This is a genomic window from Vibrio crassostreae (assembly GCF_041439375.1).
Taxonomy (GTDB): Bacteria; Pseudomonadota; Gammaproteobacteria; order Enterobacterales; family Vibrionaceae; genus Vibrio; species Vibrio crassostreae_D.
The window spans coordinates 1-24,483 of the sequence record NZ_JBGONY010000054.1 but is presented as its reverse complement, the minus strand read 5'-3'; the positions used below and the strand labels follow the sequence as shown (position 1 = coordinate 24,483).

Annotated in this window: 23 protein-coding genes and 1 pseudogene; all 24 read left to right on the top strand. The window is 46.4% G+C overall.

Annotation, left to right across the window (positions count from 1 at the left end; all coding sequences use genetic code 11):
* Positions 1 to 16: 16 nt before the first annotated feature.
* Positions 17 to 1,759 (top strand): flagellar basal-body MS-ring/collar protein FliF, encoded by a 1,743-nt coding sequence (gene fliF / locus ACED45_RS18865; RefSeq protein ID WP_285953367.1) that lies wholly within the window; start codon positions 17 to 19, stop codon positions 1,757 to 1,759.
* Entirely contained in the window at positions 1,752 to 2,813 is a 1,062-nt protein-coding gene (gene fliG / locus ACED45_RS18860; protein WP_060983693.1) for a flagellar motor switch protein FliG, read from the top strand. The genes fliF and fliG overlap by 8 nt, the downstream gene beginning before the upstream one ends.
* A 125-nt stretch (positions 2,814 to 2,938) precedes the next feature.
* Positions 2,939 to 3,739 (top strand): flagellar assembly protein FliH, encoded by an 801-nt coding sequence (gene fliH / locus ACED45_RS18855; RefSeq protein WP_048661519.1) that lies wholly within the window; start codon positions 2,939 to 2,941, stop codon positions 3,737 to 3,739.
* A complete protein-coding gene (gene fliI, locus ACED45_RS18850; RefSeq protein ID WP_017060680.1) occupies positions 3,739 to 5,058 on the top strand; it encodes a flagellar protein export ATPase FliI in 1,320 nt (439 codons plus the stop codon). Before fliH ends, fliI begins: the two co-directional genes overlap by 1 nt.
* Positions 5,059 to 5,077: 19 nt before the next feature.
* Positions 5,078 to 5,515: a flagellar export protein FliJ gene (fliJ, locus tag ACED45_RS18845; RefSeq protein ID WP_017631772.1), complete on the top strand. Its 438-nt coding sequence runs from the start codon at positions 5,078 to 5,080 to the stop codon at positions 5,513 to 5,515.
* Between the two features lie 182 nt (positions 5,516 to 5,697).
* The gene (locus ACED45_RS18840) at positions 5,698 to 7,836 is read left to right on the top strand and encodes a flagellar hook-length control protein FliK (RefSeq protein WP_371714732.1); all 2,139 of its coding nucleotides are present in this window, start codon (positions 5,698 to 5,700) and stop codon (positions 7,834 to 7,836) included.
* A 90-nt stretch (positions 7,837 to 7,926) separates the two neighbouring features.
* Positions 7,927 to 8,415 (top strand): flagellar basal body-associated protein FliL, encoded by a 489-nt coding sequence (gene fliL / locus ACED45_RS18835; RefSeq protein ID WP_146492312.1) that lies wholly within the window; start codon positions 7,927 to 7,929, stop codon positions 8,413 to 8,415.
* A gap of 7 nt (positions 8,416 to 8,422) precedes the next feature.
* A complete protein-coding gene (gene fliM / locus ACED45_RS18830) occupies positions 8,423 to 9,466 on the top strand; it encodes a flagellar motor switch protein FliM (protein ID WP_060983689.1) in 1,044 nt (347 codons plus the stop codon).
* A 29-nt stretch (positions 9,467 to 9,495) separates the two neighbouring features.
* Complete coding sequence (gene fliN / locus ACED45_RS18825; RefSeq protein ID WP_004739851.1) at positions 9,496 to 9,906, top strand: flagellar motor switch protein FliN; 411 nt, start codon at positions 9,496 to 9,498, stop codon at positions 9,904 to 9,906.
* Positions 9,906 to 10,316 carry a flagellar biosynthetic protein FliO gene (fliO, locus tag ACED45_RS18820; protein WP_123301866.1) on the top strand — a complete coding sequence of 137 codons (411 nt, stop codon included), beginning with the start codon at positions 9,906 to 9,908 and terminating at the stop codon, positions 10,314 to 10,316. The genes fliN and fliO overlap by 1 nt, the downstream gene beginning before the upstream one ends.
* Positions 10,303 to 11,232, top strand: coding sequence for a flagellar type III secretion system pore protein FliP (fliP, locus tag ACED45_RS18815; protein WP_371714731.1), 930 nt, complete (start codon positions 10,303 to 10,305; stop codon positions 11,230 to 11,232). Before fliO ends, fliP begins: the two co-directional genes overlap by 14 nt.
* 11 nt (positions 11,233 to 11,243) lie before the next feature.
* Entirely contained in the window at positions 11,244 to 11,513 is a 270-nt protein-coding gene (gene fliQ, locus ACED45_RS18810) for a flagellar biosynthesis protein FliQ (RefSeq protein WP_029235191.1), read from the top strand.
* Between the two features lie 6 nt (positions 11,514 to 11,519).
* Positions 11,520 to 12,302, top strand: a complete 783-nt coding sequence (gene fliR / locus ACED45_RS18805; protein ID WP_017060672.1) for a flagellar biosynthetic protein FliR — start codon at positions 11,520 to 11,522, stop codon at positions 12,300 to 12,302.
* Positions 12,303 to 12,311: 9 nt separating this feature from the next.
* On the top strand, positions 12,312 to 13,442 hold the full coding sequence (flhB, locus tag ACED45_RS18800; RefSeq protein WP_371714730.1) for a flagellar biosynthesis protein FlhB: 1,131 nt from the start codon (positions 12,312 to 12,314) through the stop codon (positions 13,440 to 13,442).
* A gap of 212 nt (positions 13,443 to 13,654) precedes the next feature.
* Entirely contained in the window at positions 13,655 to 15,754 is a 2,100-nt protein-coding gene (gene flhA, locus ACED45_RS18795) for a flagellar biosynthesis protein FlhA (protein WP_371714729.1), read from the top strand.
* A gap of 27 nt (positions 15,755 to 15,781) precedes the next feature.
* The gene (gene flhF / locus ACED45_RS18790) at positions 15,782 to 17,344 is read left to right on the top strand and encodes a flagellar biosynthesis protein FlhF (protein ID WP_371714727.1); all 1,563 of its coding nucleotides are present in this window, start codon (positions 15,782 to 15,784) and stop codon (positions 17,342 to 17,344) included.
* 13 nt (positions 17,345 to 17,357) lie between these two features.
* Positions 17,358 to 18,245, top strand: a complete 888-nt coding sequence (locus tag ACED45_RS18785) for a MinD/ParA family protein (protein ID WP_017060668.1) — start codon at positions 17,358 to 17,360, stop codon at positions 18,243 to 18,245.
* Positions 18,238 to 18,972 (top strand): RNA polymerase sigma factor FliA, encoded by a 735-nt coding sequence (locus ACED45_RS18780; RefSeq protein WP_017060667.1) that lies wholly within the window; start codon positions 18,238 to 18,240, stop codon positions 18,970 to 18,972. The genes ACED45_RS18785 and ACED45_RS18780 overlap by 8 nt, the downstream gene beginning before the upstream one ends.
* A gap of 42 nt (positions 18,973 to 19,014) precedes the next feature.
* The gene (cheY, locus tag ACED45_RS18775) at positions 19,015 to 19,383 is read left to right on the top strand and encodes a chemotaxis response regulator CheY (protein ID WP_016767062.1); all 369 of its coding nucleotides are present in this window, start codon (positions 19,015 to 19,017) and stop codon (positions 19,381 to 19,383) included.
* A gap of 105 nt (positions 19,384 to 19,488) precedes the next feature.
* Positions 19,489 to 20,220 carry a protein phosphatase CheZ gene (locus ACED45_RS18770; protein WP_017064113.1) on the top strand — a complete coding sequence of 244 codons (732 nt, stop codon included), beginning with the start codon at positions 19,489 to 19,491 and terminating at the stop codon, positions 20,218 to 20,220.
* A gap of 9 nt (positions 20,221 to 20,229) precedes the next feature.
* Entirely contained in the window at positions 20,230 to 22,368 is a 2,139-nt protein-coding gene (locus ACED45_RS18765) for a chemotaxis protein CheA (protein WP_371714726.1), read from the top strand.
* A gap of 13 nt (positions 22,369 to 22,381) precedes the next feature.
* On the top strand, positions 22,382 to 23,500 hold the full coding sequence (locus ACED45_RS18760; RefSeq protein ID WP_371714725.1) for a protein-glutamate methylesterase/protein-glutamine glutaminase: 1,119 nt from the start codon (positions 22,382 to 22,384) through the stop codon (positions 23,498 to 23,500).
* Between the two features lie 10 nt (positions 23,501 to 23,510).
* Entirely contained in the window at positions 23,511 to 24,293 is a 783-nt protein-coding gene (locus tag ACED45_RS18755; protein WP_017064111.1) for a ParA family protein, read from the top strand.
* A pseudogene (locus ACED45_RS18750) lies at positions 24,280 to 24,483 on the top strand (chemotaxis protein CheW); the annotation flags it as partial. The gene ACED45_RS18755 and the pseudogene ACED45_RS18750, both read left to right, overlap by 14 nt.

Here is a 24,483-nt window from a genome sequence, read left to right as displayed (position 1 = left end):
GTTGGGTAGTTAAATAGTGGCAGATAATAGTCAAACAACAGATTTAACCGTAAGCGATAGCAATGACCACGCACTTATTGCAGGCTCTGAGCTAGACGGAGAAGGGCAAAATCCCGATCTAGGTGAACGCAGTTCATCGAAGTTCGATATGGCTGTCGGTGATCTCGATTTACTTCGTCAGGTCGTCTTAGTTCTTTCTATCTCTATCTGTGTAGCGCTGATCGTGATGCTGTTTTTCTGGGTGAAAGAGCCAGAAATGCGTCCACTAGGAGCTTACGAAACAGAAGAGTTGATTCCCGTTCTTGACTACTTGGATCTGCAAAAGATCGAGTACACGCTTGAAGGCAACACCATCTCAGTACCGGCTAGTGAGTACAATTCTCTGAAGCTCAATATGGTTCGAGCTGGTTTGAACCAAGAGCGAAACGCGGGTGATGACATCCTCATGCAAGACATGGGCTTTGGTGTATCACAACGTTTAGAACAAGAACGCCTTAAATTAAGCCGCGAAAGACAACTTGCCAAAGCCATTGAACAGATGAAACAGGTGCGTAAAGCTCAGGTTTTACTGGCGTTGCCAAAGCAGAGCGTGTTTGTGCGTCACAATCAAGAAGCTTCAGCTTCCGTATTCCTAACCCTTAAAACAGGTAACAATCTTAAGCAACAAGAAGTCGATTCTGTTGTGGATATGGTCGCTAGTGCCGTTCCGGGAATGAAAACCTCACGTATTACGGTGACTGATCAGCATGGTCGACTGTTGAGCTCAGGCTCTCAAGACCCTATGTCTGCAGCGCGTCGTAAAGAACACGAGTTAGAGCGCAACCAAGAACAAGCGTTGCGTGAAAAAATTGACTCTATTCTGATTCCTATTCTTGGGTTTGGTAACTATACCGCTCAGGTTGATATTCAGCTCGACTTTAGTGCAGTGGAACAAACCAGAAAACGTTTTGATCCGAATACACCTGCGACTCGAAGTGAATACACCTTAGAAGATTACAACAACGGAAATACTGTTGCGGGCATTCCAGGTGCTTTGAGTAATCAGCCACCTGCTGATGCCTCAATCCCACAAGATGTTGCTCAGATGAAAGACGGCTCGATGACGGGGCAAGGCTCGGTTCATAAAGAAGCAACTCGAAACTTTGAGTTAGATACAACCATCAGCCATGAACGTAAACAGAGTGGCACGGTTAACCGCCAGACGGTATCGGTAGCGATCAAAGACCGTCAATCATTAAACCCAGATACGGGCGAAGTGGTTCATACTCCAATCCCTGCAAGCGAAATCAATGCGATTCGTCAGGTATTGATTGGTACTGTCGGTTTTGATGAAAGCCGTGGTGATTTACTCAACGTGTTAAGTATGCAGTTCGCCCCACAAGTGACAGATGTTGTGGCAGATGTGCCTATCTGGGAGCATCCAAACTTTAATGATTGGGTACGTTGGTTTGCGAGTGCCTTAGTTATTATTGTGGTGGTATTGGTACTTGTTCGCCCTGCAATGAAGAAACTGCTTAACCCAGCAGCTGACAATGATGAACAGATGTACGGCCCTGATGGCATGCCAATTGGTATCGACGGCGAAACCAGTTTAATTGGTGGTGATATTGAAGGTGGTGAGCTGTTTGAATTTGGTTCAAGCATTGACTTGCCAAACCTTCATAAAGACGAGGATGTGCTGAAAGCAGTACGTGCACTTGTAGCGAATGAACCGGAGCTAGCAGCTCAAGTAGTTAAGAATTGGATGGTAGATGGCTAACGAAATAGTTCCACAACAAACTGAAGGCGGTGAAGTGCTTGATGTCTCTAGCGTGGATATCGACTCTATCTCAGGCGATGAGCGCGCTGCGATCTTGTTACTCAGTTTAAATGAAGAAGACGCTGCTGGTATTATTCGTCACCTAGAACCAAAGCAGGTTCAGCGTGTGGGTAGTGCGATGGCACGAGCTACGGATCTATCTCAAGAGAAAGTAGGCGCAGTGCACCGTGCTTTTTTAGATGATATTCAGAAGTACACCAACATTGGTATGGGTAGCGAAGACTTCATGCGTAACGCGTTGGTGGCTGCTCTGGGTGAAGACAAGGCGAATAACCTTGTTGACCAAATCCTTCTCGGTACAGGCTCGAAAGGTTTGGATTCGCTTAAGTGGATGGACCCTCGTCAAGTGGCGAGCATCATCATCAATGAGCACCCTCAAATTCAAACTATTGTTTTGTCGTACCTCGATGCTGATCAATCGGCTGAGATTCTGTCTCAATTCCCAGAGCGTGTTCGTCTGGATCTGATGATGCGTATTGCCAACCTTGAAGAAGTTCAACCTTCGGCGCTTGCTGAGTTGAACGAGATCATGGAGAAACAGTTTGCGGGTCAAGCTGGTGCTCAAGCTGCTAAAATTGGTGGCCTGAAAGCCGCGGCCGAGATCATGAACTACATGGACAACAACGTAGAAGGTGTCTTGATGGATCAAATTCGAGATCAAGACGAAGACATGGCAACTCAGATTCAAGATCTTATGTTTGTCTTTGAAAACCTTATTGAAGTGGATGACCAAGGTGTTCAGCGACTGCTACGTGATGTTCCACAAGACATTCTACAGAAAGCACTTAAAGGTGCTGATGATGGTCTACGTGAGAAGATCTTCAAGAACATGTCTAAACGTGCTTCCGATATGATGAGAGACGATATTGAGGCGATGCCGCCAGTGAAAGTCTCTGACGTGGAAGCGGCTCAGAAAGAGATATTGGGTATTGCGAGGAAGATGGCAGACAGTGGTGAGATTATGCTGTCTGGTGGCGCCGACGAGTTCCTTTAATACAGAAACCTCAAAAGCCCCACACTGTTGGGGCTTTTCTTTATCCAATTTCGAACCACAGATTAACTCTGTTTAACTGCTTGAATTGACAATGCAGTTGGACGTACTCATAGATAGGTACTGATATGTCAGGTGATAGAAAACGCGGCTTCCTTCGCCCTGAAGAAGATAATACGGTTGCCCAACCTCAGAAATGGGGGCTACCTGACTATACCTCTGATGTGAATAAACAAGCCAAAGAAACGGCGTTTAACTACGACCCTGGTTGGATGCCGACAGTTGAAGAGGCCATTGAAGATGAAGAGTTGGTTCTAACTGAAGAGCAGATCGAACTGATCAAACAAGGTGCTTATCAAGAAGGCCTTCATCAAGGGCAAGAGGCTGGTTTTAAACAAGGTTACGAAAAAGGCAAAGAAGAAGGGTTTGCCGCTGGCCACGAAGAAGGCAATCAAGCCGGTAAGCTTGAAGGCGTGACTGCTGGCCAAGAGTACATTCAGCAACAAGTTGCCATCTTTATGGGGCTTGCCAACCAGTTTGCTCAGCCATTAGAGCTGATGAATGCTCAGGTTGAGAAGCAGCTGGTAGACATGGTACTGACCATGGTCAAAGAAGTGGTTCATGTTGAAGTACAAACCAATCCACAAATCATATTAGATACCGTGAAAGAGTCGGTAGAGTCCCTGCCAATTTCTGGTCATGCGATTACCTTGAAGCTTAACCCGGAAGATGTGGCGATTATTCGCTCTGCGTATGGCGAAACAGAATTGGATTGCCGTAATTGGACGCTAGTTGCGGAGCCTGCACTTAATCGTGGTGATGTACAAATCGAAGCGGGTGAATCAAGCGTTAACTACCGCATGGAAGATCGCGTGAAAAACGTCATTCAGAACTTCTGTGGTGCAAACCGTCACCAGGGTCATGAGTAATGCTTGAGTTAGCGAATCGTCTTAGCCAATACAAAGTCGAAGGGCTAAAATCGCGACCAATTGCATCAGGTAAGTTAGTCCGCGTTGTTGGCTTAACGCTTGAAGCTACTGGCTGTAAAGCTCCGATCGGCAGCCTGTGTCTAGTTGAAACTATGTCTGGTCAGATGGAAGCCGAAGTCGTCGGATTTTCAGGCGATAACCTATTTTTGATGCCGAGTGAGCAAATCACTGGGATCTTACCTGGCGCTCGTGTGACACCGATGACCACTGAAAGTGGCATCCCTGTAGGTATGGAGCTGCTTGGTCGAGTGATCGACGGCGTAGGCAATCCACTCGACGGGCTAGGTCCAATCTATACCGAGCAGCGCGCTTCATTTAATGCTGAGCCAATCAACCCTTTAGCTCGTAAACCGATTTCTGAACCACTCGATGTGGGTTTAAAGGCGATTAATGGCCTACTTACCGTAGGTAAAGGACAGCGTATCGGTCTGTTCGCTGGTTCTGGTGTCGGTAAGTCGGTTACGCTTGGTATGATGACTCGAGGCACAACCGCGCAGGTAGTGGTTGTAGGTCTAATTGGTGAGCGTGGACGAGAAGTTAAAGAATTTATTGAAGAGATTCTTGGTGAAGATGGTCGTAAGCGGTCGGTGGTGGTCGCGGCTCCTGCTGACTCATCGCCACTGATGCGATTAAAAGGTTGTCAAACTGCGTTGGCTGTAGCCGAGTATTTCCGCGACCAAGGTTTAGATGTTTTGTTGTTGATGGACTCATTGACCCGTTTTGCTCAGGCTCAGCGTGAAATTGCTCTGTCTGTTGGTGAGCCGCCAGCAACTAAAGGTTATCCGCCATCAGTATTCGCCAAGCTTCCAGCGCTGGTGGAACGTGCGGGTAACGGCAATGATGAACAAGGTTCGATTACGGCTTTCTTTACCGTGTTAACCGAAGGCGATGACTTACAAGACCCCATTGCTGATGCGTCGCGAGCGATCCTTGATGGACACGTTGTGTTGTCGCGTGAGATGGCGGATGCGGGTCATTACCCTGCGATCGATGTCGAGAAATCTGTCAGTCGTGTTATGCCGCAAATTACCACTGAAGAACATGTTTTGATGTCGAAAGCGGTAAGGCAAGTGCTGTCTATTTGTCGCAAAAACCAAGATTTGGTTTCGATTGGTGCTTACAAGCCAGGAACTGATCCTGCAATTGATAGTGCCTTCACTTTGAAGCCAAAACTGGATGAATACTTGCAGCAGAAGATGAAAGAAACTGTCCCATACGACATGTGTGTCAACATGTTAAAGCATGTATTGGGTGGCTAACGAGTGAATAAGGTTAGTCATGGATAACGCATTAGAATTTTTGCTCGATCAAGCCAAAGATCAAGAGAACCAAGCTGTACTCGCGCTCAACAAAGCGAACTCGGAGCTGCAAGGTTACTATGAGCAGGTTGCGCAGATTGAAAAGTACCGACTTGATTACTGCCAGCAGCTTGTCGACCGTGGCAAGGCCGGGTTAACGGCGAGTCAATATGGTCACTTAAACCGCTTCTTAACTCAATTAGATGAAACACTTTCTAAACAGAGAGAAGCGGAGCACCACTTTAAAAATCAAGTCGACAACTGTCAAAACTACTGGATGGAGTTACGCAAAAAACGTAAATCCTATGAGTGGTTGATGGAAAAAAAGCAGAAAGAGAAAGCAAAACTGCAAGATCAAAGAGAACAAAAGCAAATGGATGAGTTCTCGACTTTGTTATACAGCCGAAAGAAGATGTGATCCTAAGCCATGAATAAGGTAGCCACAGCTCTTTAGGTTGAGAGAACAGAACTTATAGGCATGTTTCTTGCTCCGTTTTATATAAAATTGCGCGTCGTGTCCACCAAAGGCATGAAAAGCACCCGACTTTCTTTTTGTTGCATGATTCATCGCAGCAAAGCTAGTAGATAGAGCTTGTATATATGAATGTTAGTCTTTCCTCAAATTCAGCGACCAACAAAACGTCATCGTTGTTGGACACCGGTTCTACCTCTTCAAAGGTAGAAGAGACCGGCGACGCTAAAGGTTTCTTTGAGTCTTTTAAAGAAGCGCTCGGCTTTGAAGAAAGTGCCAGTAAAGCCGCAGTAAAAGACACTGAAAACGCGTCGAAATCTGACGAAAAGCACGCCGCTACTGAAGGTGAAGCGTCAGCTGAAGCGAAGAAAAGTGATTCAGCGAAATCAAAGGCGACTGACGAAGTGAGCGAAGCACAAAGTAAACAAGTGGCTTCAGAAGTAGAGGGCGACAAAGCCACAGATATAACATCTGCAGAGGCTGTGTCTGGAACGGAGGCTCAGCTCAAAGCTAATACAAGCACTGATAGCACCATCGCTGATAACACTGTCTCTGATAACAATGTCGCAGATAAGGCGGCTGGTAAAGACGCGCAGGCTACGACTAACGATTCTAAAGAACAGGCTTCTCAAGCTCAGGGTTTATCAGCTGTAGATGGTTCTACGCAGGCGTCGCAAGCCAGCGTAGCGATGAGTGAAGGCAATAAATTGCTTGGTCAGTTGGATGAGGCAAACAAAGCTCTAAATCAAGCGCCAAACGGCAAAGGCTTGCCTCAGCAAGGTCAGATAGATCAAGTCCAAGGTAATGTCGCGGGTGCTTCTGTTGCAGGAATTTCAATTGCGGGTAATGCGACACAACAAGCTAGTGCAGCAAATCAAGAGAAGAGCCTTGAGGTCGATTCTGAAATCGCTGTGCTTACCGGAGGTAAGGGAGTGTCTCAGTTATCAGATGATGAAATTCGACAGCTGATGGATAAAGGCGTTACCCCAGAACAAATTGAAGCAAGTATGAGTCGAGAGCTGAACCAAAAAAATGCGGCTAGCGCGGTTACTACCGATCAAAGCCAAGCACTCTCACCAGCTGAACTTGAGCTAGCGAAACAGGTTGATGCTCATACCAAAGCGTTGAACCAATTGAACGCTCAGATTGAATCAGAGCAGTCTGTAGTGGATGGTTTGCTTCAAAAACAACAAAGTGGTGCTAAGTTGACGGTCGACGAGCAAGCTGCCTTAGCTAAAGCAACCTCTAATATAGAAGTGTTGAATCAACAGTTCGCCAACGTTCAACAACAAGCTAGTGCTTTACTAAGCCAAGCCCCGAACGCAACTGGCACCTCAGATAACCCAACTGCGATTGATTGGGATAATGCAAATTCGAATGAAGCTAAAGCCTTAGCGGCAGTAGCATCGACAGCAGCTGTCGCAACCGCTGCTCAGCAAGCGACATCACAGGCCTCGTCTCAAGCTGCAGCCAATGCTGTCTCAGACAAGGCAGCAATGTTGCATGCCAATAATGCGCACGCGGCCCAACAGGCAGAGGCTCAACAAGCTAACCTTGCTTCACCTCAACAACAAGCTGCGCTAGACCCTGCTTTAACTGCGCAAGGGGTGGCGATGAATGCAGCACCTGCAGCGACCAAAGCCGGCTCAACGGACATGTTACTTAAAACTGGAGCCGGTGCAGCTGCACTGTCTGGTCTTGGAAAAGCGGGTGCTAAAGAAGATTCTAAAGATTCGGCCTTTGCTCAGCAGATCGCTGCTGCGGCCGGCGCACAAGGTACAGCAACGGTTGGTTCGGCACCTACGCGAGCTGAAATTCAAGCTGCTCAACAGGCTCCTTTACAGCTCACCAAAGAATTAGCCAATGAGCAGGTAGCTGAAAAAGTCCAAATGATGATGTCTAAAAACCTTAAGAACTTGGACATCCGACTCGACCCACCTGAATTGGGGCAGATGAAAATTCGAATGACCATGAATAATGACGTCGCGAACGTGCACTTTACCGTGAGCAATCAGCAGGCGAGAGATGTGATTGAGCAAACCTTACCTCGTCTGAGAGAGATGCTCGCTCAACAAGGGATGCAGCTTGCCGATTCGTCAGTTCAACAACAGAACTCTGGCCAGGGGCAAGATAGATACAACAATGGTGAACAACAATCCGGCGCTAACCGCACAAATGATGGTCAAGGTGATGAAAACCTTGATAGTGGCAGCAATCTTGAATTGAATGTCGCATCAAAGCGTGATGGAATTAGTTATTATGCCTAATATCAGGCTAAGTACACTTAGTTAATAGACAGAACCAGTTAATAGAAAGTACCGTCAGTTAATCGAAAGAACAGGAAGTTAGAGCAAAATATGGCAGAAGAACAAGATGCACCTAAAGGGAAGAGTAAGCTTCTCATCATCATTGTAGCGGTAGTCGTTTTACTACTTGGCGTAGGTGGCGCACTGTTCTTTTTTTTAGGCTCTGATGATAGTGCCTCAGAATCTCAGTCTCAGCCTACTACTGCTGTGGTCGCAGCCGAGCCTGTTATGTATGTTAATATCCCTCAGCCCTTCTTGTTCAATGTGACAGGTGATAAAAAAGACCGCCTAGTTCAGATAAAAGCACAGTTGATGGTGCGTGGCAGCAAGAATGAAGACTTGGCTCGTTACCACTCTCCTCTTGTAGAGAGTACTTTATTAGCAACGTTCGCTTCAGCAACGGTTGATCAATTGCGCTCTCCAACTGGGCGAGTTGAACTGCGAAATAAGGCGACTGAAGATATTAAAGCAAGCCTGGCTCAAGCTGTTGGCCAGCCTGTGATTGAAAAAGTGTTATTCACTGACTTCGTAATTCAATAGGTAATTTGTGACCGATTTATTAAGCCAAGACGAAATTGATGCGCTATTACATGGCGTTGATGATGTTGAAGACGTAGAAGATGTCTTAGAAACCGACAATGATAGTGCGGTCAATTTCGACTTCTCATCTCAAGATCGAATCGTCCGTGGTCGAATGCCGACCCTTGAACTTATTAACGAGCGTTTCGCACGTCATATGCGGATTAGCTTGTTTAATATGTTACGTAAAACAGCTGAAGTGTCGATCAACGGCGTGCAGATGATGAAGTTTGGTGAGTACCAAAACACATTGTATGTACCCACTAGTTTAAACATGGTTCGTTTCCGCCCGCTGAAAGGCACGGCACTTATCACCATGGAAGCTCGTCTTGTTTTTATTCTCGTAGAGAACTTTTTTGGTGGTGATGGACGTTTCCACGCTAAGATTGAAGGCCGTGAATTCACGCCAACCGAAAGACGAATTATTCAGTTACTGTTGAAAATTGTTTTTGAAGATTACAAAGAAGCTTGGTCTCCAGTGATGGGGGTTGAGTTTGAATACTTGGATTCTGAAGTGAACCCAAGTATGGCGAACATTGTGAGCCCAACAGAAGTGATTGTTGTAAGCTCATTCCACATTGAAGTGGATGGCGGTGGTGGTGACTTCCACGTCGTGATGCCTTACTCCATGGTAGAGCCGATTCGTGAACTGCTGGATGCCGGTGTTCAATCAGACAAAATGGAAACCGATGTTCGTTGGAGTACCGCGCTGCGTGATGAAATTATGGATGTGCCGGTTAACTTCCGTGTGAACTTGCTAGAGCAAGATATTTCTCTGCGTGACTTGATGGAGCTGCGACCCGGTGACGTCATTCCAATGAACATGCCTGAGCATGCGACTATGTTCGTTGAAGAGCTGCCAACGTATCGTGTGAAAATGGGCCGTTCCGGTGAGAAGCTCGCAGTACAGATTTCTGAAAAAATTCAAAGACCACATGTGGTTAAAACTGATCTCGCTTTTCTAGGCAAGGACTTAATGTCTGAGCTGGAAAATAGCGACGATGACGAATAGCAAAATAGATAAAAGTATAGGAATTGGTAATGGAACCTAGTGAAGATCAAAAGCTAGCAGACGAGTGGGCTGCGGCACTTGGTGAAGATCCTTCAGCACCGTCAATTGATGTTGATGACGTGCTTGCGGCACCACTTGATGAGCTAACCGATTCATCGTCTCCGATTTCTGAAGATGAGCGTCGTAAACTGGATACCATCATGGATATCCCCGTGACTATCTCAATGGAAGTTGGCCGCTCTCAGATCAGTATCCGTAATTTACTTCAGTTGAACCAAGGTTCGGTTGTTGAGCTAGATAGAATTGCTGGTGAGTCACTGGATGTGATGGTAAACGGTACCTTGATTGCTCATGGTGAAGTGGTTGTGGTGAACGACAAGTTTGGTATTCGTTTGACTGACGTTATCAGCCAGACAGAACGAATTAAGAAGCTGCGTTAATGAGCTTTCTGTCTCCAAGATTGGCTAGGCTAATTATGGGGGGAGCTTTGTTATCTTCTCCTTCTGTTGCCTTTGCTGCAACGCCGCCATCTCTCGATTTAGCGACCACTTTTGGGTCGCTAATTTTCGTTATAGCCTTCATCTTATTTATTGCTTGGCTACTCAAGCGCATGCAAGTGCCTGCAATGTCGAATCAGCAAGGCTTGGCGATTGTTAGGCAAATTCCTGTAGGTACTAAAGAACGCATCGCTATTGTTCAAGCTGGTGATGATCAGTTCTTAGTCGGGATTACCACGCAATCTATCCAGCTAATTTCTAAGCTCGATAAACCTCTTACTCAGGAGATGCTGGAAAAAAGTACATTTTCAAGTCAGCTTTCCCAGCTAATAAAAAAAGATGCAAACAAGTAACGGACTTTTGAACTCATCTTACGTTTGCCAAAACGGAGCTTTCCGAATGGTTAAAATGTTGTTGGTTCAGCTCACTCTCCTCTGCTCACTCGTATTCAGTATGTCGGTATTTGCACAGGCTGAAGATGGCACCGTCATTCCTGCGAATACCGCTGGCTCAGAGTCGGTAACCATCAGCACGATGGAACAAGACCAAGCCAAATCGCAAACCATGACAACGGGTAGCTTAACCGGCAATGGTGGTGGCATACCTGCCTTTACCATGACAACCAATGCTAATGGTGGTGAAGACTACTCGATAAACCTACAGATCTTGGCTCTAATGACCATGCTTGGCTTCTTGCCGGCGATGGTGATTTTGATGACCTCGTTCACCCGTATTGTGGTGGTGATGTCTATCTTGCGTCAGGCAATGGGTCTACAACAAACACCGTCTAACCAAGTGATTATTGGTATCGCGATATTCTTGACCTTCTTCATCATGTCGCCAGTGATTAATCAAGTTAACGAACAAGCAGTTCAGCCTTATCTCAATGAACAGATATCGGCACGACAGGCATTCGATGTTGCCCAAGAACCGATTAAGTCCTTTATGCTTAAACAGACTCGAATCAAAGATCTAGAAACCTTTGTTGAGATCTCTGGTGCGGAAGTGACCAACCCTGAAGATGTTTCAATGGCGGTTCTGATTCCTGCATTTATCACGTCAGAGTTGAAAACGGCTTTCCAGATAGGCTTTATGTTGTTCTTGCCGTTCCTAATCATCGACTTGGTAGTGGCATCGGTATTAATGGCTATGGGTATGATGATGTTGTCACCAATGATTGTATCGCTGCCGTTTAAGTTGATGCTGTTTGTTCTTGTTGATGGTTGGAACTTGATACTCTCCACTCTCGCTGGCAGTTTTGCCTTGTAGCTGGGGGAATAATGAATCCTGAAATATTCGTAGAGTTGTTCCGAGATGCCCTTTGGATGGTACTCATTATGGTTTGCGCCATTATCATCCCGAGCCTGCTGATCGGTTTAGTCGTCGCTGTTTTCCAAGCTGCGACCTCTATCAACGAACAAACACTGAGTTTCTTGCCGCGTTTGATTGTGACTTTGTTGGCGTTGATGCTATTTGCACACTGGATGACTCAGATGATGATGGAGTTCTTTTTTGAACTCATCGAACGCTTGCCGCAAGTTCTGTATTAAATCGATATGGAATACCCGACGAGCCTTGTACTAGAGTGGTTAGCCAATTATTTTTGGCCATACACTCGCATCTCAGCCATGCTGATGGTGATGACGGTAACAGGGGCGCGCTTTGTGTCGCCGCGTATTCGTCTGTATTTAGGCTTGGCGATCACCTTTGCCGTAATGCCCGCGATTCCCGCGGTTCCAAAAGAGATTGAACTGCTCTCTTTCCAAGGTTTCCTAACCGTCTTTGAGCAAATTGTGATTGGTGTGGCGATGGGCTTTGTCACTCAGTTCATGATTCAAACCTTTGTTATGCTCGGTCAAATCCTTGGTATGCAATCTAGCTTGGGCTTCGCTTCTATGGTCGACCCAGCCAATGGACAGAACACGCCAGTATTGGGTCAGCTCTTCATGCTACTTGCCACTATGTTCTTCTTGGCAACCGACGGTCACTTGAAAATGCTGCAGTTGGTGGTGTTCAGCTTTAAGACTTTGCCGATTGGCAGTGGCTCTTTGACTTCGGTTGATTTTCGAGAACTCGCGTTGTGGCTTGGTATCATGTTCAAAACGGCATTGGCGATGTCCTTGTCGGGCATTATCGCACTGTTAACGATTAACCTTTCTTTTGGTGTAATGACGCGTGCTGCACCTCAGTTAAATATCTTTTCTTTGGGTTTTGCATTTGCGCTACTCGTGGGTCTGTTACTTTGTTGGTACATCCTTGGCGGCTTGTATAGTCACTATGAGCTATTCTGGATGCAAGGCGAACAACAGATATGTCGTCTAATCCGGTTAGATTGCTAGGAGACTGAAATGGCAGAGTCAGACGGTCAAGAACGCACAGAAGACGCCACGCCCAAACGCTTGCAACAGGCCAAAGAGAAAGGGCAGGTTGCAAGATCAAAAGAGCTAGCTTCAGCGTCGGTACTGATAGTCGGTGCGATTGCATTAATGTGGTTTGGCGAATCGATGGCGAAGGCTTTGTTCGAGGCCATGCAACGTCTGTTTTCTCTGAGCCGCGACGAGATCTTTGACACCAACAAGCTCCTTGAAATCGCTGGTGGCGCACTGGTGAACTTACTGTTTCCACTGTTCTTAATCTTGATAACTTTGTTTGTTGCGGCTGTTATTGGTGCGGCAGGTGTTGGCGGGATTAACTTTTCGATGCAAGCTGCAATGCCAAAGGCGTCTAAGCTCAATCCACTCAGTGGTATCAAGCGTATGTTTGGCCTACAAAGCTGGGTTGAACTGCTGAAATCTATTTTGAAAGTGGCACTTGTATCAGGCATGGCTATTTACCTTATTCAGGCCTCTCAGCATGATTTAATGCAGCTGAGTATGGATGTGTATCCGCAGAATATCTTTCATGCTTTGGATATCTTGCTTAACTTCATTCTTTTAATCAGTTGCTCTTTGCTGATCGTGGTTGCCATTGATATCCCATTTCAGATCTGGCAACACGCTGATCAGCTGAAAATGACTAAACAAGAAGTTAAAGACGAATTCAAAGATACCGAAGGTAAGCCGGAAGTAAAAGGCCGAATTCGTATGCTACAAAGGGAAGCCGCTCAGCGTCGTATGATGGCAGACGTCCCTCAAGCGGATGTGATTGTGACCAACCCAGAGCACTTTTCCGTGGCACTGCGTTATAAGCAGAATCAAGATAAAGCGCCGATTGTGGTTGCCAAAGGTGTCGACCACATGGCGATGAAGATCCGAGAAATTGCACGCGAAAACGATATCTATATTGTTCCGGCACCGCCATTGGCGAGGGCGCTTTATCACACCACTGAACTAGAACAACAAATTCCTGACGGTCTGTTTACGGCTGTCGCGCAGGTGCTTGCATATGTTTTCCAGCTTAAGCAGTACCGAAAACGAGGTGGTGAGAGACCAAAACTGCAAGATTCTAATATGCCGATCCCACCTGATTTACTTCATTAGATCAATTGCTTGAGCTCTGCGTGATGAACCCTGATAATAGTGATCTAGCCAATCTTCCTTTTATTGAGGTGATGGCGATAATTTGACGTGAGATGTTGGTACAGTGTTTGCTGTAGTAAGCCTGAACATTATAAGCCCATAGCAAAACAGCCCTGACTAAGATCTAATCCACTTGTTCAGAGAGCTACAACATAGCGAAACTGTCTAGATTTATGAAATTCTCCCTGCCTTTTGCGGACAAGCTACCTAAAATCCCGAACCGTGCCATGCCTGCGGTTGGTGCACCTGTTATGGTACTTGCAACGCTTGCTATGGTGGTGTTGCCAATTCCAGCTTTCTTGTTGGATATGTTCTTCACCTTTAACATTGCATTGTCTATGGTTGTGCTATTGGTTTCGGTTTATACCCGCAGACCTTTAGACTTTGCTGCATTCCCGACCGTACTTCTGATTGCGACTCTGCTTCGATTAGCCTTGAACGTTGCTTCAACACGTGTGGTCTTGCTTCATGGTCATGAAGGTGGCGACGCGGCTGGTAACGTGATTGAAGCCTTTGGTAACGTGGTTATCGGTGGTAACTATGCCGTAGGTCTAGTGGTGTTCTTGATTCTGATGATCATTAACTTCATGGTTGTAACCAAAGGTGCAGGCCGTATCTCGGAAGTAAGCGCGCGTTTCACTTTGGACGCCTTACCGGGTAAACAGATGGCGATCGATGCCGACTTGAACGCAGGTTTGATCGACCAAGATCAGGCTCGTCTGAGACGTTTTGAAGTAACCAAAGAAGCCGACTTCTACGGTTCGATGGACGGTGCGTCTAAGTTTGTTAAAGGCGATGCGATCGCTGGTATCTTAATCTTATTCATCAATATCATTGGTGGCTTGAGCATTGGTATGGCTCAGTTTGACCTTGGTTTTGGTGAAGCAATTGAAATCTACACACTACTGACTATCGGTGATGGTCTGGTTGCACAAATTCCATCTCTATTACTGTCTATTGCAGCCGCGATGATGGTAACGCGCCAAAACACTGATGAAGACATGGGGCAGCAGCTCGTCTTCCAGATGTTCGACAATCCAAAAGCCTTGATGATCACCGCTGCAATCCTTGGCATCATGGGTATTGTTCCAGGTATGCCACATTTCTCGTTCTTGAGCCTTGCAGCTGTTGCGGGTGCAGGGGCGTATTACATCGATAAAAAGAACAAGAAGAAGGCGGAAGAACCTAACCTTCCGGCGACCGTTGAAGCGAATGGAGAAGTAGGCTCTCAGAAAGAGCTTTCTTGGGATGATGTTCAACCTGTTGATATTATTGGCTTAGAAGTAGGTTACCGTTTGATTCCTTTGGTGGATAGAGACCAAGGAGGCGAACTGCTTGAACGCGTTAAAGGTGTGCGTAAGAAGCTGTCTCAAGATTTTGGTTTCTTGATCCCAGCGGTGCACATTCGCGATAATCTAGAACTGACACCAAACAGCTACCGAATCACCTTGATGGGTGTCGCGGTAGGTGAGGCTGAGATAAAACCAGACATGGAACTCGCGATTAACCCAGGTCAAGTCTACGGTATGATCGATGGTGAGCCGACGATTGACCCTGCCTTTGGCCTTGAAGCTGTATGGATACGTGAAGAGCAGCGTGAACATGCACAAGCTCTAGGTTATACCGTTGTCGATTCTTCTACTGTACTGGCGACACACCTTAGCCAACTGCTAACCAATAACGCATCGCAGCTCATTGGCCACGAAGAAGTTCAGAACTTACTTGAGATGCTCAGCCGCTCAACACCTAAGCTGGTGGAAGGTTTTGTACCGGATCAATTGCAGTTGGGTGTGGTTGTGAAAGTGCTACAGAACCTGCTGAATGAAGCGATTCCAATTCGTGACATTCGAACCATAGTCCAAACTTTGTCGGAGTATTCAAGTAAGAGTCAAGAACCTGACATACTTACTGCGGCGGTTCGTATCTCATTGAAACGATTAATTGTTCAAGAAATCAATGGTATAGAGCCAGAATTGCCAGTGATAACCTTGATTCCTGAGCTGGAACAAATCTTGCATCAAACCATGCAGGCATCCGGCGGAGAATCTGCTGGTATTGAACCTGGTTTAGCCGAACGTTTACAGACCTCCCTCAGCCACGCTACACAAGAGCAAGAGCTGAAAGGTGAGCCCGCGGTACTATTGACCTCTGGCGTGTTGCGTTCGACTCTGGCTAAGTTCGTGAAGAACACGATCCCAAGCTTACGAGTCTTGTCTTACCAAGAAATACCGGACGAAAAGCAGATACGTATCGTACAAGCTGTTGGTAATTAAGCCGCCTAATTAGAACGGACAATCGAATTGAAAATTAAACGATTTTTTGCAAAAGATATGCGAACGGCTCTGCTCCAAGTTAAAGAAGAACTTGGTTCAGAAGCGGTGATCATGTCTAACAAAAAGGTCGCAGGTGGCGTGGAAATTGTTGCCGCTATTGATGGCGAATCCAGCCCGTCGACAGCGAGCCAGAGACTAAATAAACCTCAGCAGCCTGCCCAAAGCCAATATACGCAAATGGCCGCGCCCGCAGCTCCTGCAGGGCGACGTCAATTAGATGATGACAAGGTTAGCCTACAGTCGAATGCTGAAGGTGGACGCTCAATGACCAAGCGCTTTGCGAACATGCTAAAGCAATACAGTCATGGCGCCGATGATGAGCCACAACATCGTGCTGAAAATGAAGATTCATTGTCAGCATTGCTCAATCGCCAATCAAGCACGGGTCATAAGCCTCATAGTCATCAGACTCAAAGCAATTTGCAGTCTCATGGCCATCTGCAATCTCACGGAAACCAACAGTCTCACGGCAATCTTGATTCAGCATTTGCTCGTGAAACGGGTTTGTCTAAGTTGATTGCTGAAGACCGCAGAGTAGAGCGCCCGGCACCTCGCTTGGATCCGACTCGTTATGATCGTGGTCGAGAGAATACTCAATCCAAAGGTTCTGATACTGAAATGGAAACGATGCGCGAAGAGATGACCTCAATTCGTCGTCTGTTAGAACATCAAGTTTCCGGGTTAATGTGGCAAGAAGTTGAGCGTCGTGAACCGCTCAGAGCGATGCTTATTAAGCGCCTTGAGCGTATGGGTGTATCTGCAGAGCTTGCCGATCAAATGGCTTGCTACATTCCTGAAGATACTAAACCGGCACGTGCGTGGAAGGCTTTGTTAGCCTTAGTTGCTGATCAAATCTCCGTTACACAAAAAGATATTTTAAAACGCGGCGGTATTGTGGCTCTACTTGGCCCAACCGGCGTGGGTAAAACAACGACTGTTGCAAAGCTAGCTGCACGTGCTGCCATGGAATATGGCGCCGATAACGTCGCACTAGTGACAACTGACACATATCGTATAGGTGCACATGAGCAGTTATCGATCTACGGTCGAATTATGGGTTGTCCTGTAAGAGTTGCTAAAGATTCTAGCGAACTGGCCGATGTAATATATCAGTTACGTAATCGTCGCCTGATTCTGGTCGATACTGCAGGCATGGGACAACGAGATGTTCGCCTATCTGAGCAGTTAGACACATTGATGCAAGAGAGTGGTTCCGTTATCAATAGCTACCTTGTGTTGCCTGCAACCGCGCAACGCAAAGTGCTGCAAGAAACAATTGAGCACTTTAGAAGAATCCCATTGTCGGGATGCATCATGACTAAGCTGGATGAATCCCTAAGTCTAGGTGAATTCATCAGTGTCGTAATACAAAATGCATTACCAGTTGCTTACATAGCAAATGGTCAACGAGTTCCTGAAGATATCGTTATAGCTCAGCCAAAGTACATGATTGCTAAGGCTAATGAGCTATTAGAAAAATCTACAGAGAATGAACCTCATTACTGGAATAGCGATTCTGAAGGGCTCTAGGCGGCGGATAAATATGAATGAAAATATGATACATGATCAAGCTAGCGGCCTCCGTCGCTTAACCAAGCCTTCACTCACAAAAGTTATCGCTGTAACCGGTGGTAAGGGAGGCGTTGGTAAATCTAATGTGACGTTAGGTATGGCTATTTGCATGGCGCGCCAAGGCAAAAAAGTCATGGTGCTAGATGCCGATTTAGGGCTAGCGAACGTCGATATCATGCTAGGTATTCGTTCTAAACGAAACCTTGGGCATGTGTTGGCTGGCGAATGTGAACTTAAGGATGCGATTGTCGAAGGGCCGCACGGAATTAAAATTATTCCAGCGACATCGGGCACACAAAGCATGACTGAACTGTCACACGCACAGCACGCAGGTTTGATCCGCGCATTTGGTTCGCTTGAAGACGAGATGGACATCTTGTTGGTTGATACCGCAGCCGGTATTTCGGACATGGTGATCAGCTTCTCAAGAGCGGCGCAAGACGTGGTTGTTGTGGTATGTGATGAACCTACCTCGATCACGGATGCATATGCTTTGATTAAGCTTTTAAGCAGAGAACACCAAGTTCAGCGATTCAAAGTTGTTGCAAATATGGTCAGAAGCTACCGCGAAGGCCGAGAATTATTTGCAAAGTTGACTTTGGTCACAGAGCGCTTCTTGAATGTGAGCCTCGAACTCGTAGCATGTATTCCTTTAGATGATAAAGTACGTCAATCAGTCAAGAGACAGAAAATCGTAGTCGATGCGTTTCCTCGCTCTCCAGCTGCATTGGCAATCAGCTCTTTGGCTAACAAAGCATTGACCTGGCCAATACCAAAAACACCAAGTGGACACTTGGAGTTCTTTGTTGAAAGGCTGCTGAATCGTACTGAATTTATAGAGGAACCATTTGGTGAATAAAGCGCTTACTTACGACCAACACGCTAATCACAATAGCCAACAGGCTTTTTTTGAGAAGTATTCTGTGTTGGTTAAACGTATCGCTCATCACTTGTTGGGGCGATTACCGCCTAATGTATTGGTTGATGACTTAATTCAAGCCGGCATGATCGGCTTGATTGAAGCGCAACAAAACTATGATGGTACCAAAGGCGCAAGCTTTGAGACGTATGCTGGTATTCGAATTCGCGGGGCAATGTTGGATGACATTCGCCGTGGGGATTGGGTACCGAGATCGGTTCATAAAAACAATCGAGAAATCAGCAGTGCAATCGCGGAATTAGAGGGTATCCTCAACCGCGACCCGAGTGATGCCGAAGTGGCAAAACACATGGGGCTCAGCTTAGAGCAGTATCACAGTGCTTTAACTGACATTAATTGCTCAAGACTGGTTGGAATCGAAGATTTAGGCGTCTCAGATGATGTAATATCTCCGAATGAAGACTCTCAAGATAATACGCCTTTTCAAGGGGTTGCTGATGAGTCATTCCGCCAAGCTTTGATCGATTCGATAAAACAACTTCCGGAAAGGGAAGGCCTTGTGCTTTCGCTTTATTACGACGAAGAACTCAATTTAAAAGAGATTGGGGAAGTGTTAGGTGTCAGCGAATCTCGTGTCAGCCAAATACTGAGCCAATCTATGCAGCGTTTACGCACTAAGTTAAGTGCTTGGACACAGAACGACTAACAACACTGATCCTATTCAGTGGAGGCTAATTTGAACAAAAACATGAAAATTCTCATTGTTGATGATTTTTCAACGATGCGCCGAATTGTTAAAAACCTACTTCGCGATTTAGGTTTCAACAACACTCAAGAAGCAGATGATGGCTTGACCGCGTTACCTATGCTGAAAAAAGGCGAATTTGATTTCGTGGTAACTGACTGGAACATGCCCGGCATGCAAGGGATTGACCTGCTTAAACACATTCGCGCAGACGCAGAACTTAAGCACCTTCCAGTGCTTATGATCACAGCAGAAGCGAAGCGTGAGCAGATCATCGAAGCAGCGCAAGCGGGTGTTAATGGTTACATTGTGAAGCCTTTCACTGCTGCAACGCTGAAAGAGAAACTTGATAAGATTTTTGATCGCTTATAAGCATCAATAAATTTAGGCACTTCTAGGTAAACACTGGCTGATAAGTTATCTGTTTATCTCGATAGCCTAAGCGCACAAAGTATGCGGAGTAAGGCCGAATTCAGGATGATTTCATTAGAACAAGCAAAAAAATTAGTAGAGCTGCTTGAGAACGATGAGCAGCAAAATGCTGATTCTCTTGTGAGAAGCATTTATGAAGATAACTTTAGTCTTCAAGACAATCCAATGCTTCAAGAAATAGGAAGTCTGACACGCGACCTCCATGATTCTTTGACTCAATTCAATTTCGATGAACGCATCAGCGTTATCGCAAATGACGAAATCCCTGACGCAAGGGATCGCCTTCAGTATGTCATTGATAAAACGGAAGTTGCGGCAAACAAGACGATGGACGCTGTCGATCGCTGTATGCCAATTGCAGACAACCTACACGAGTGTTTACTTCAAGTAAGGCCTCAATGGAATGAACTGATGCATGGCCGCATTGAGCTGGCACAATTTAAAGCTTTATGTCACCGCATTGATGGATTGCTTGTCCAAGTAGAAGGCGACAGTACTGAACTACGCGGACAATTGACTGAAATCTTGATGGCTCAGGATTTCCAAGATTTAACTGGGCAGATAATTAGCAAAGTTATTACCTTGGTGAATGAGGTGGAAGGACGTTTGGTCGAGATTCTCACGGTATTCGGTGCGAATCAAAAAGAGCCAACTCCAGAGTCAGAGAAGAAAGCATCGATTGCGCCTGAAGGTCCAATTATGAACCCAGAAGAGCGCGAAGACGCTGTCGCATCTCAAGATGAAGTCGACGATTTGTTATCCAGTCTTGGATTTTAAAGGTAACGTATGAGCTACGATTTAGACGAAGATATTCTTCAGGACTTTTTAGTCGAAGCAGGAGAAATCCTTGAACTCCTATCAGAACAACTGGTAGAGCTTGAGAATAACCCTGACGACAAAGACCTATTAAATGCTATTTTCCGTGGTTTCCATACAGTAAAAGGTGGTGCTGGTTTCCTAGCATTAACTGAGCTGGTGGATACTTGTCATGGTGCTGAGAATGTGTTCGACATTCTACGAAACGGCCAACGCAGCGTAACATCAGGTTTGATGGATACCATGCTGCAGGCGCTAGATACAGTCAATGTACAGTTTCGCGCCGTGCAAGATCAGGAACCTTTAGTACCAGCTGACCAATCTTTATTGGATGAACTTCACCGCCTCTGTAAGCCAGAATCAGTTGATGAAGTTACACCAGAAGAAGCGTCAACACCTGTTATCCCTGAGCCGATCGTTGCAGCCCCTGAACCGGTTGTCGAAAGTTCAAGCATCAGTGCCTCTTCAGTGGATGATATCTCTGAAGATGAGTTTGAGCGCCTGCTTGATGAACTTCACGGTAAAGGAGGTTCGCCAACAGCATCTTCTGTACCAACACCGCCGCCAGCACCTGTTACACCTCAGCCAGTTGCTGACAGCGGTGATATTACTGACGATGAATTTGAAAAGTTACTAGATGAACTGCATGGTGCGGGTAACAGCCCGACGGCTGCGAGTTCAACGCCTCCTCCACCGCCAGCACCTTCTGCAGCACCTGTTTCGGCGATGTCTGAAGGCGATGATCTGATGACTGACGAAGAGTTCGAGAAGTTACTGGACCAGTTACACGGATCAGGCAATGGACCTTCGATTGAAGAACTGGATGCAGCGACTAAGCCTGCAGAAGTTAAGGCAGTTGCACCGCAAGCAACGCCTAAACCGAGCGCTCCAGCAAAAGCTGAAGTTAAAGCGCCGGCTAAGAAGCAGCAAGCTGAAGCGACAGTTCGCGTTGATACATCAACACTGGATACCATCATGAACATGGTGGGTGAACTGGTATTGGTGCGTAACCGACTTGTCAGCCTAGGCCTCAACAGCAACGACGAAGAAATGTCGAAAGCTGTCTCTAACTTAGATGTTGTTACTGCAGACCTACAAGGTGCGGTAATGAAGACTCGTATGCAGCCGATCAAGAAAGTATTTGGTCGCTTCCCACGAGTTGTCCGTGATCTTGCGCGTAGCTTGAAGAAAGACATCGTTCTTGAAATGCGTGGCGAAGAAACGGACCTTGATAAAAACTTAGTAGAAGCGCTTGCAGATCCCCTGATTCACTTGGTGAGAAACTCTGTCGACCATGGTATCGAAATGCCGAACGACCGTGTTGCTGCGGGTAAATCACAAACGGGTAAAGTGATTTTGTCTGCCTCTCAAGAAGGTGATCATATTGAGCTGGCTATCGTTGATGACGGTGGCGGTATGGACCCTGATAAGCTTCGTGCTATTGCGGTCAAACGTGGCCTGATGGATGAAGATGCAGCGTCTCGCTTATCAAATAAAGAGTGTTTCAACCTGATTTTTGCTCCTGGCTTCTCAAGCAAAGAGCAGATCTCAGATATCTCTGGTCGTGGTGTAGGTATGGACGTTGTGAAAACGGCGATCAACACACTGAACGGCTCTATTGATATTGATTCAGAAATGGGACAAGGCACCAAGATCACCATCAAGGTTCCACTAACCCTAGCGATTCTACCAACCTTGATGGTCGGTGTTGCGGGTCACCCATTTGCATTGCCATTGGCATCGGTTAACGAGATCTTCCACCTAGACTTAAGCCGCACAAACGTGGTTGATGGTCAGCTAACGATCATCGTTCGCGATAAGTCTATTCCGTTGTTCTACTTGCAAAACTGGCTTGCTCCTAAAGCGGGTATTGTTGAACTGCGTAAAGGGCACGGCCATGTTGTTATCGTACAGCTGGGTAGCCAACGAGTTGGTTTTGTTGTCGATACGCTTATCGGTCAAGAAGAAGTCGTGATCAAGCCACTTGATAAGCTTCTGCAAGGCACGCCAGGAATGGCAGGCGCGACAATTACAAGTGACGGACACATTGCATTGATTCTAGATGTGCCGGACTTGTTGAAGCAGTACGCAGCTGCGTCAAGAATTTAATTTAAGGATAAATATGGCGATTAAAGTATTAGTCGTTGATGATTCGAGTTTTTTTCGTCGTCGCGTTAGCGAGATCATCAACTCAGAGGCTCGCCTAGAAGTCATTGATGTAGCAGTAAACGGTAAAGAAGCCGTTGAGAAAGCGAAACAGCTAAGACCTGACGTAATCACGATGGACATTGAAATGCCTGTCATGGACGGCATCACAGCTGTTCGTGAAATCATGGCCGCGTCTCCAACGCCTATTTTGATGTTTTCATCGTTAACGCATGATGGAGCGAGAGCAACGTTAGATGCGCTAGATGCAGGTGCTCTAGATTTCTTACCTAAGAAGTTTGAAGACATCGCACGTAACCGCGACGATGCGGTTGCATTGCTTCAACAGCGTGTGATTCAGATTGCTGCAAAGCGTGCGTTTATGCGTCGTGCTCCTATTGCACCGAGAGCGACAGCAACGACTTCAACATCTACGCCATTGCGTCAACCGGTTTCTAATGCTGCTCCAGCCGCTAGATCTGCTGCAGCAACCGCTGCGAAGTTCAGAGCCTCGGGCAAAAAGTATCAATTAACTGCCATTGGCACATCGACTGGCGGTCCTGTTGCGCTACAGAAGATTTTGACGCGCATCCCTGCTAACTACCCACATCCCATTGTGTTAGTTCAGCATATGCCAGCCACATTCACCGCTGCTTTTGCTAGTCGATTGAACACCTTGTGTAAGATTGAAGTTCGTGAAGCGCAAGACGGTGATGTGTTGAAACCCGGAGTGGCGTATCTTGCTCCCGGTGGTAAACAGATGATGGTAGATGGCCGTGCAGGGTCTGCACGTCTAAGAGTTATCGATGGCGGCGACCGAATGAACTACAAGCCTTGTGTGGATGTCACATTTGGCTCTGCAGCGAAGATCTACGGCGACAAAGTGTTGTCTATGATACTGACCGGTATGGGCGCAGATGGTCGAGAAGGTTCGCGTATGTTGAAAACTGCGGGCTCGACGATTTGGGCACAAGACGAAGATAGTTGTGTTGTATATGGTATGCCTCAAGCTGTAGCAAAAGCTGGCATTTCTACTGAAGACCTACCTCTAGACCGCATCGCGGAAAGGATCTTGGTTGAAGTTGGGTTAGCTTAGGTAAATCGAAATGATTGTTTGGAGTGTTGCAAACCAAAAAGGTGGTGTTGGTAAAACGACCACGACCGTGACTCTAGCAGGTTTACTTGCTTTGAAGGGGCACCGTGTTCTGTTGGTTGATACTGACCCACATGCATCACTGACCACCTATCTGGGTTACGACTCAGATACGGTGGAATCGAGCCTGTTTGATCTGTTTCAGTTGCGTGAGTTTAATGCGCAGACAGTAAGACCTTTGCTTTTACAAACAGAAGTTGAAGGTATCGATATTATTCCTGCCCATATGTCTTTGGCTACATTAGACCGCGTAATGGGAAATCGAAGCGGCATGGGGTTGATCTTGAAGCGCGCTTTGGCCGCTTTGAAAGATGACTACGACTATGTGTTAATCGATTGTCCGCCAATTCTGGGTGTGATGATGGTGAATGCATTGGCTGCCAGTGATCGTATTTTGATTCCGGTACAGACGGAATTTTTGGCGATGAAGGGCTTAGAGCGCATGATTCGCACTTTGACCATCATGCAGAAGTCTCGCAAAACACCGTTTAAGGTGACGATTGTCCCGACCATGTACGACAAGCGAACCAAAGCCTCACTGCAAACATTAACGCAGCTCAAAGATGATTATCCTAACCAAGTTTGGACATCTGCTGTGCCGATAGATACTAAGTTTCGAGATGCAAGTCTAAAACGCTTGCCAGCATCTCATTTTGCATCAGGTAGCCGTGGTGTCTTTGCTTATAAACAGTTGCTTATTTATCTCGAAAGGTTGGCGATAAATGAGCGCGAATAAAGAATCAACATTGGCACAGCCAAGTCTCTCGAGTGAACAAGCACTGGATGATTACTTTACTGCGCTGTTAGGCGATGAAAGCTTTGAATCTGACGATTTTTTTGTTGACGAGTCTACCGACGAATCACAACCTGAAGAGCCAGAGCCAGAGCCAGAGCCAGAGCCAGAGCCAGAGCCAGAGCCAGAGCCA

What these genes read in the sequence shown, in the direction of transcription:
- fliG (WP_060983693.1), top strand. Translation starts at nt 1,752, where the DNA reads ATGGCTAACGAAATAGTTCCACAACAAACTGAAGGCGGTGAAGTGCTT.
- fliH (WP_048661519.1), top strand. Translation starts at nt 2,939, where the DNA reads ATGTCAGGTGATAGAAAACGCGGCTTCCTTCGCCCTGAAGAAGATAAT.
- fliI (WP_017060680.1), top strand. Translation starts at nt 3,739, where the DNA reads ATGCTTGAGTTAGCGAATCGTCTTAGCCAATACAAAGTCGAAGGGCTA.
- fliJ (WP_017631772.1), top strand. Translation starts at nt 5,078, where the DNA reads ATGGATAACGCATTAGAATTTTTGCTCGATCAAGCCAAAGATCAAGAG.
- ACED45_RS18840 (WP_371714732.1), top strand. Translation starts at nt 5,698, where the DNA reads ATGAATGTTAGTCTTTCCTCAAATTCAGCGACCAACAAAACGTCATCG.
- fliL (WP_146492312.1), top strand. Translation starts at nt 7,927, where the DNA reads ATGGCAGAAGAACAAGATGCACCTAAAGGGAAGAGTAAGCTTCTCATC.
- fliN (WP_004739851.1), top strand. Translation starts at nt 9,496, where the DNA reads ATGGAACCTAGTGAAGATCAAAAGCTAGCAGACGAGTGGGCTGCGGCA.
- fliO (WP_123301866.1), top strand. Translation starts at nt 9,906, where the DNA reads ATGAGCTTTCTGTCTCCAAGATTGGCTAGGCTAATTATGGGGGGAGCT.
- fliP (WP_371714731.1), top strand. Translation starts at nt 10,303, where the DNA reads ATGCAAACAAGTAACGGACTTTTGAACTCATCTTACGTTTGCCAAAAC.
- fliQ (WP_029235191.1), top strand. Translation starts at nt 11,244, where the DNA reads ATGAATCCTGAAATATTCGTAGAGTTGTTCCGAGATGCCCTTTGGATG.
- fliR (WP_017060672.1), top strand. Translation starts at nt 11,520, where the DNA reads ATGGAATACCCGACGAGCCTTGTACTAGAGTGGTTAGCCAATTATTTT.
- flhB (WP_371714730.1), top strand. Translation starts at nt 12,312, where the DNA reads ATGGCAGAGTCAGACGGTCAAGAACGCACAGAAGACGCCACGCCCAAA.
- flhA (WP_371714729.1), top strand. Translation starts at nt 13,655, where the DNA reads ATGAAATTCTCCCTGCCTTTTGCGGACAAGCTACCTAAAATCCCGAAC.
- ACED45_RS18785 (WP_017060668.1), top strand. Translation starts at nt 17,358, where the DNA reads ATGAATGAAAATATGATACATGATCAAGCTAGCGGCCTCCGTCGCTTA.
- cheY (WP_016767062.1), top strand. Translation starts at nt 19,015, where the DNA reads ATGAAAATTCTCATTGTTGATGATTTTTCAACGATGCGCCGAATTGTT.
- ACED45_RS18770 (WP_017064113.1), top strand. Translation starts at nt 19,489, where the DNA reads ATGATTTCATTAGAACAAGCAAAAAAATTAGTAGAGCTGCTTGAGAAC.
- ACED45_RS18765 (WP_371714726.1), top strand. Translation starts at nt 20,230, where the DNA reads ATGAGCTACGATTTAGACGAAGATATTCTTCAGGACTTTTTAGTCGAA.
- ACED45_RS18760 (WP_371714725.1), top strand. Translation starts at nt 22,382, where the DNA reads ATGGCGATTAAAGTATTAGTCGTTGATGATTCGAGTTTTTTTCGTCGT.
- ACED45_RS18755 (WP_017064111.1), top strand. Translation starts at nt 23,511, where the DNA reads ATGATTGTTTGGAGTGTTGCAAACCAAAAAGGTGGTGTTGGTAAAACG.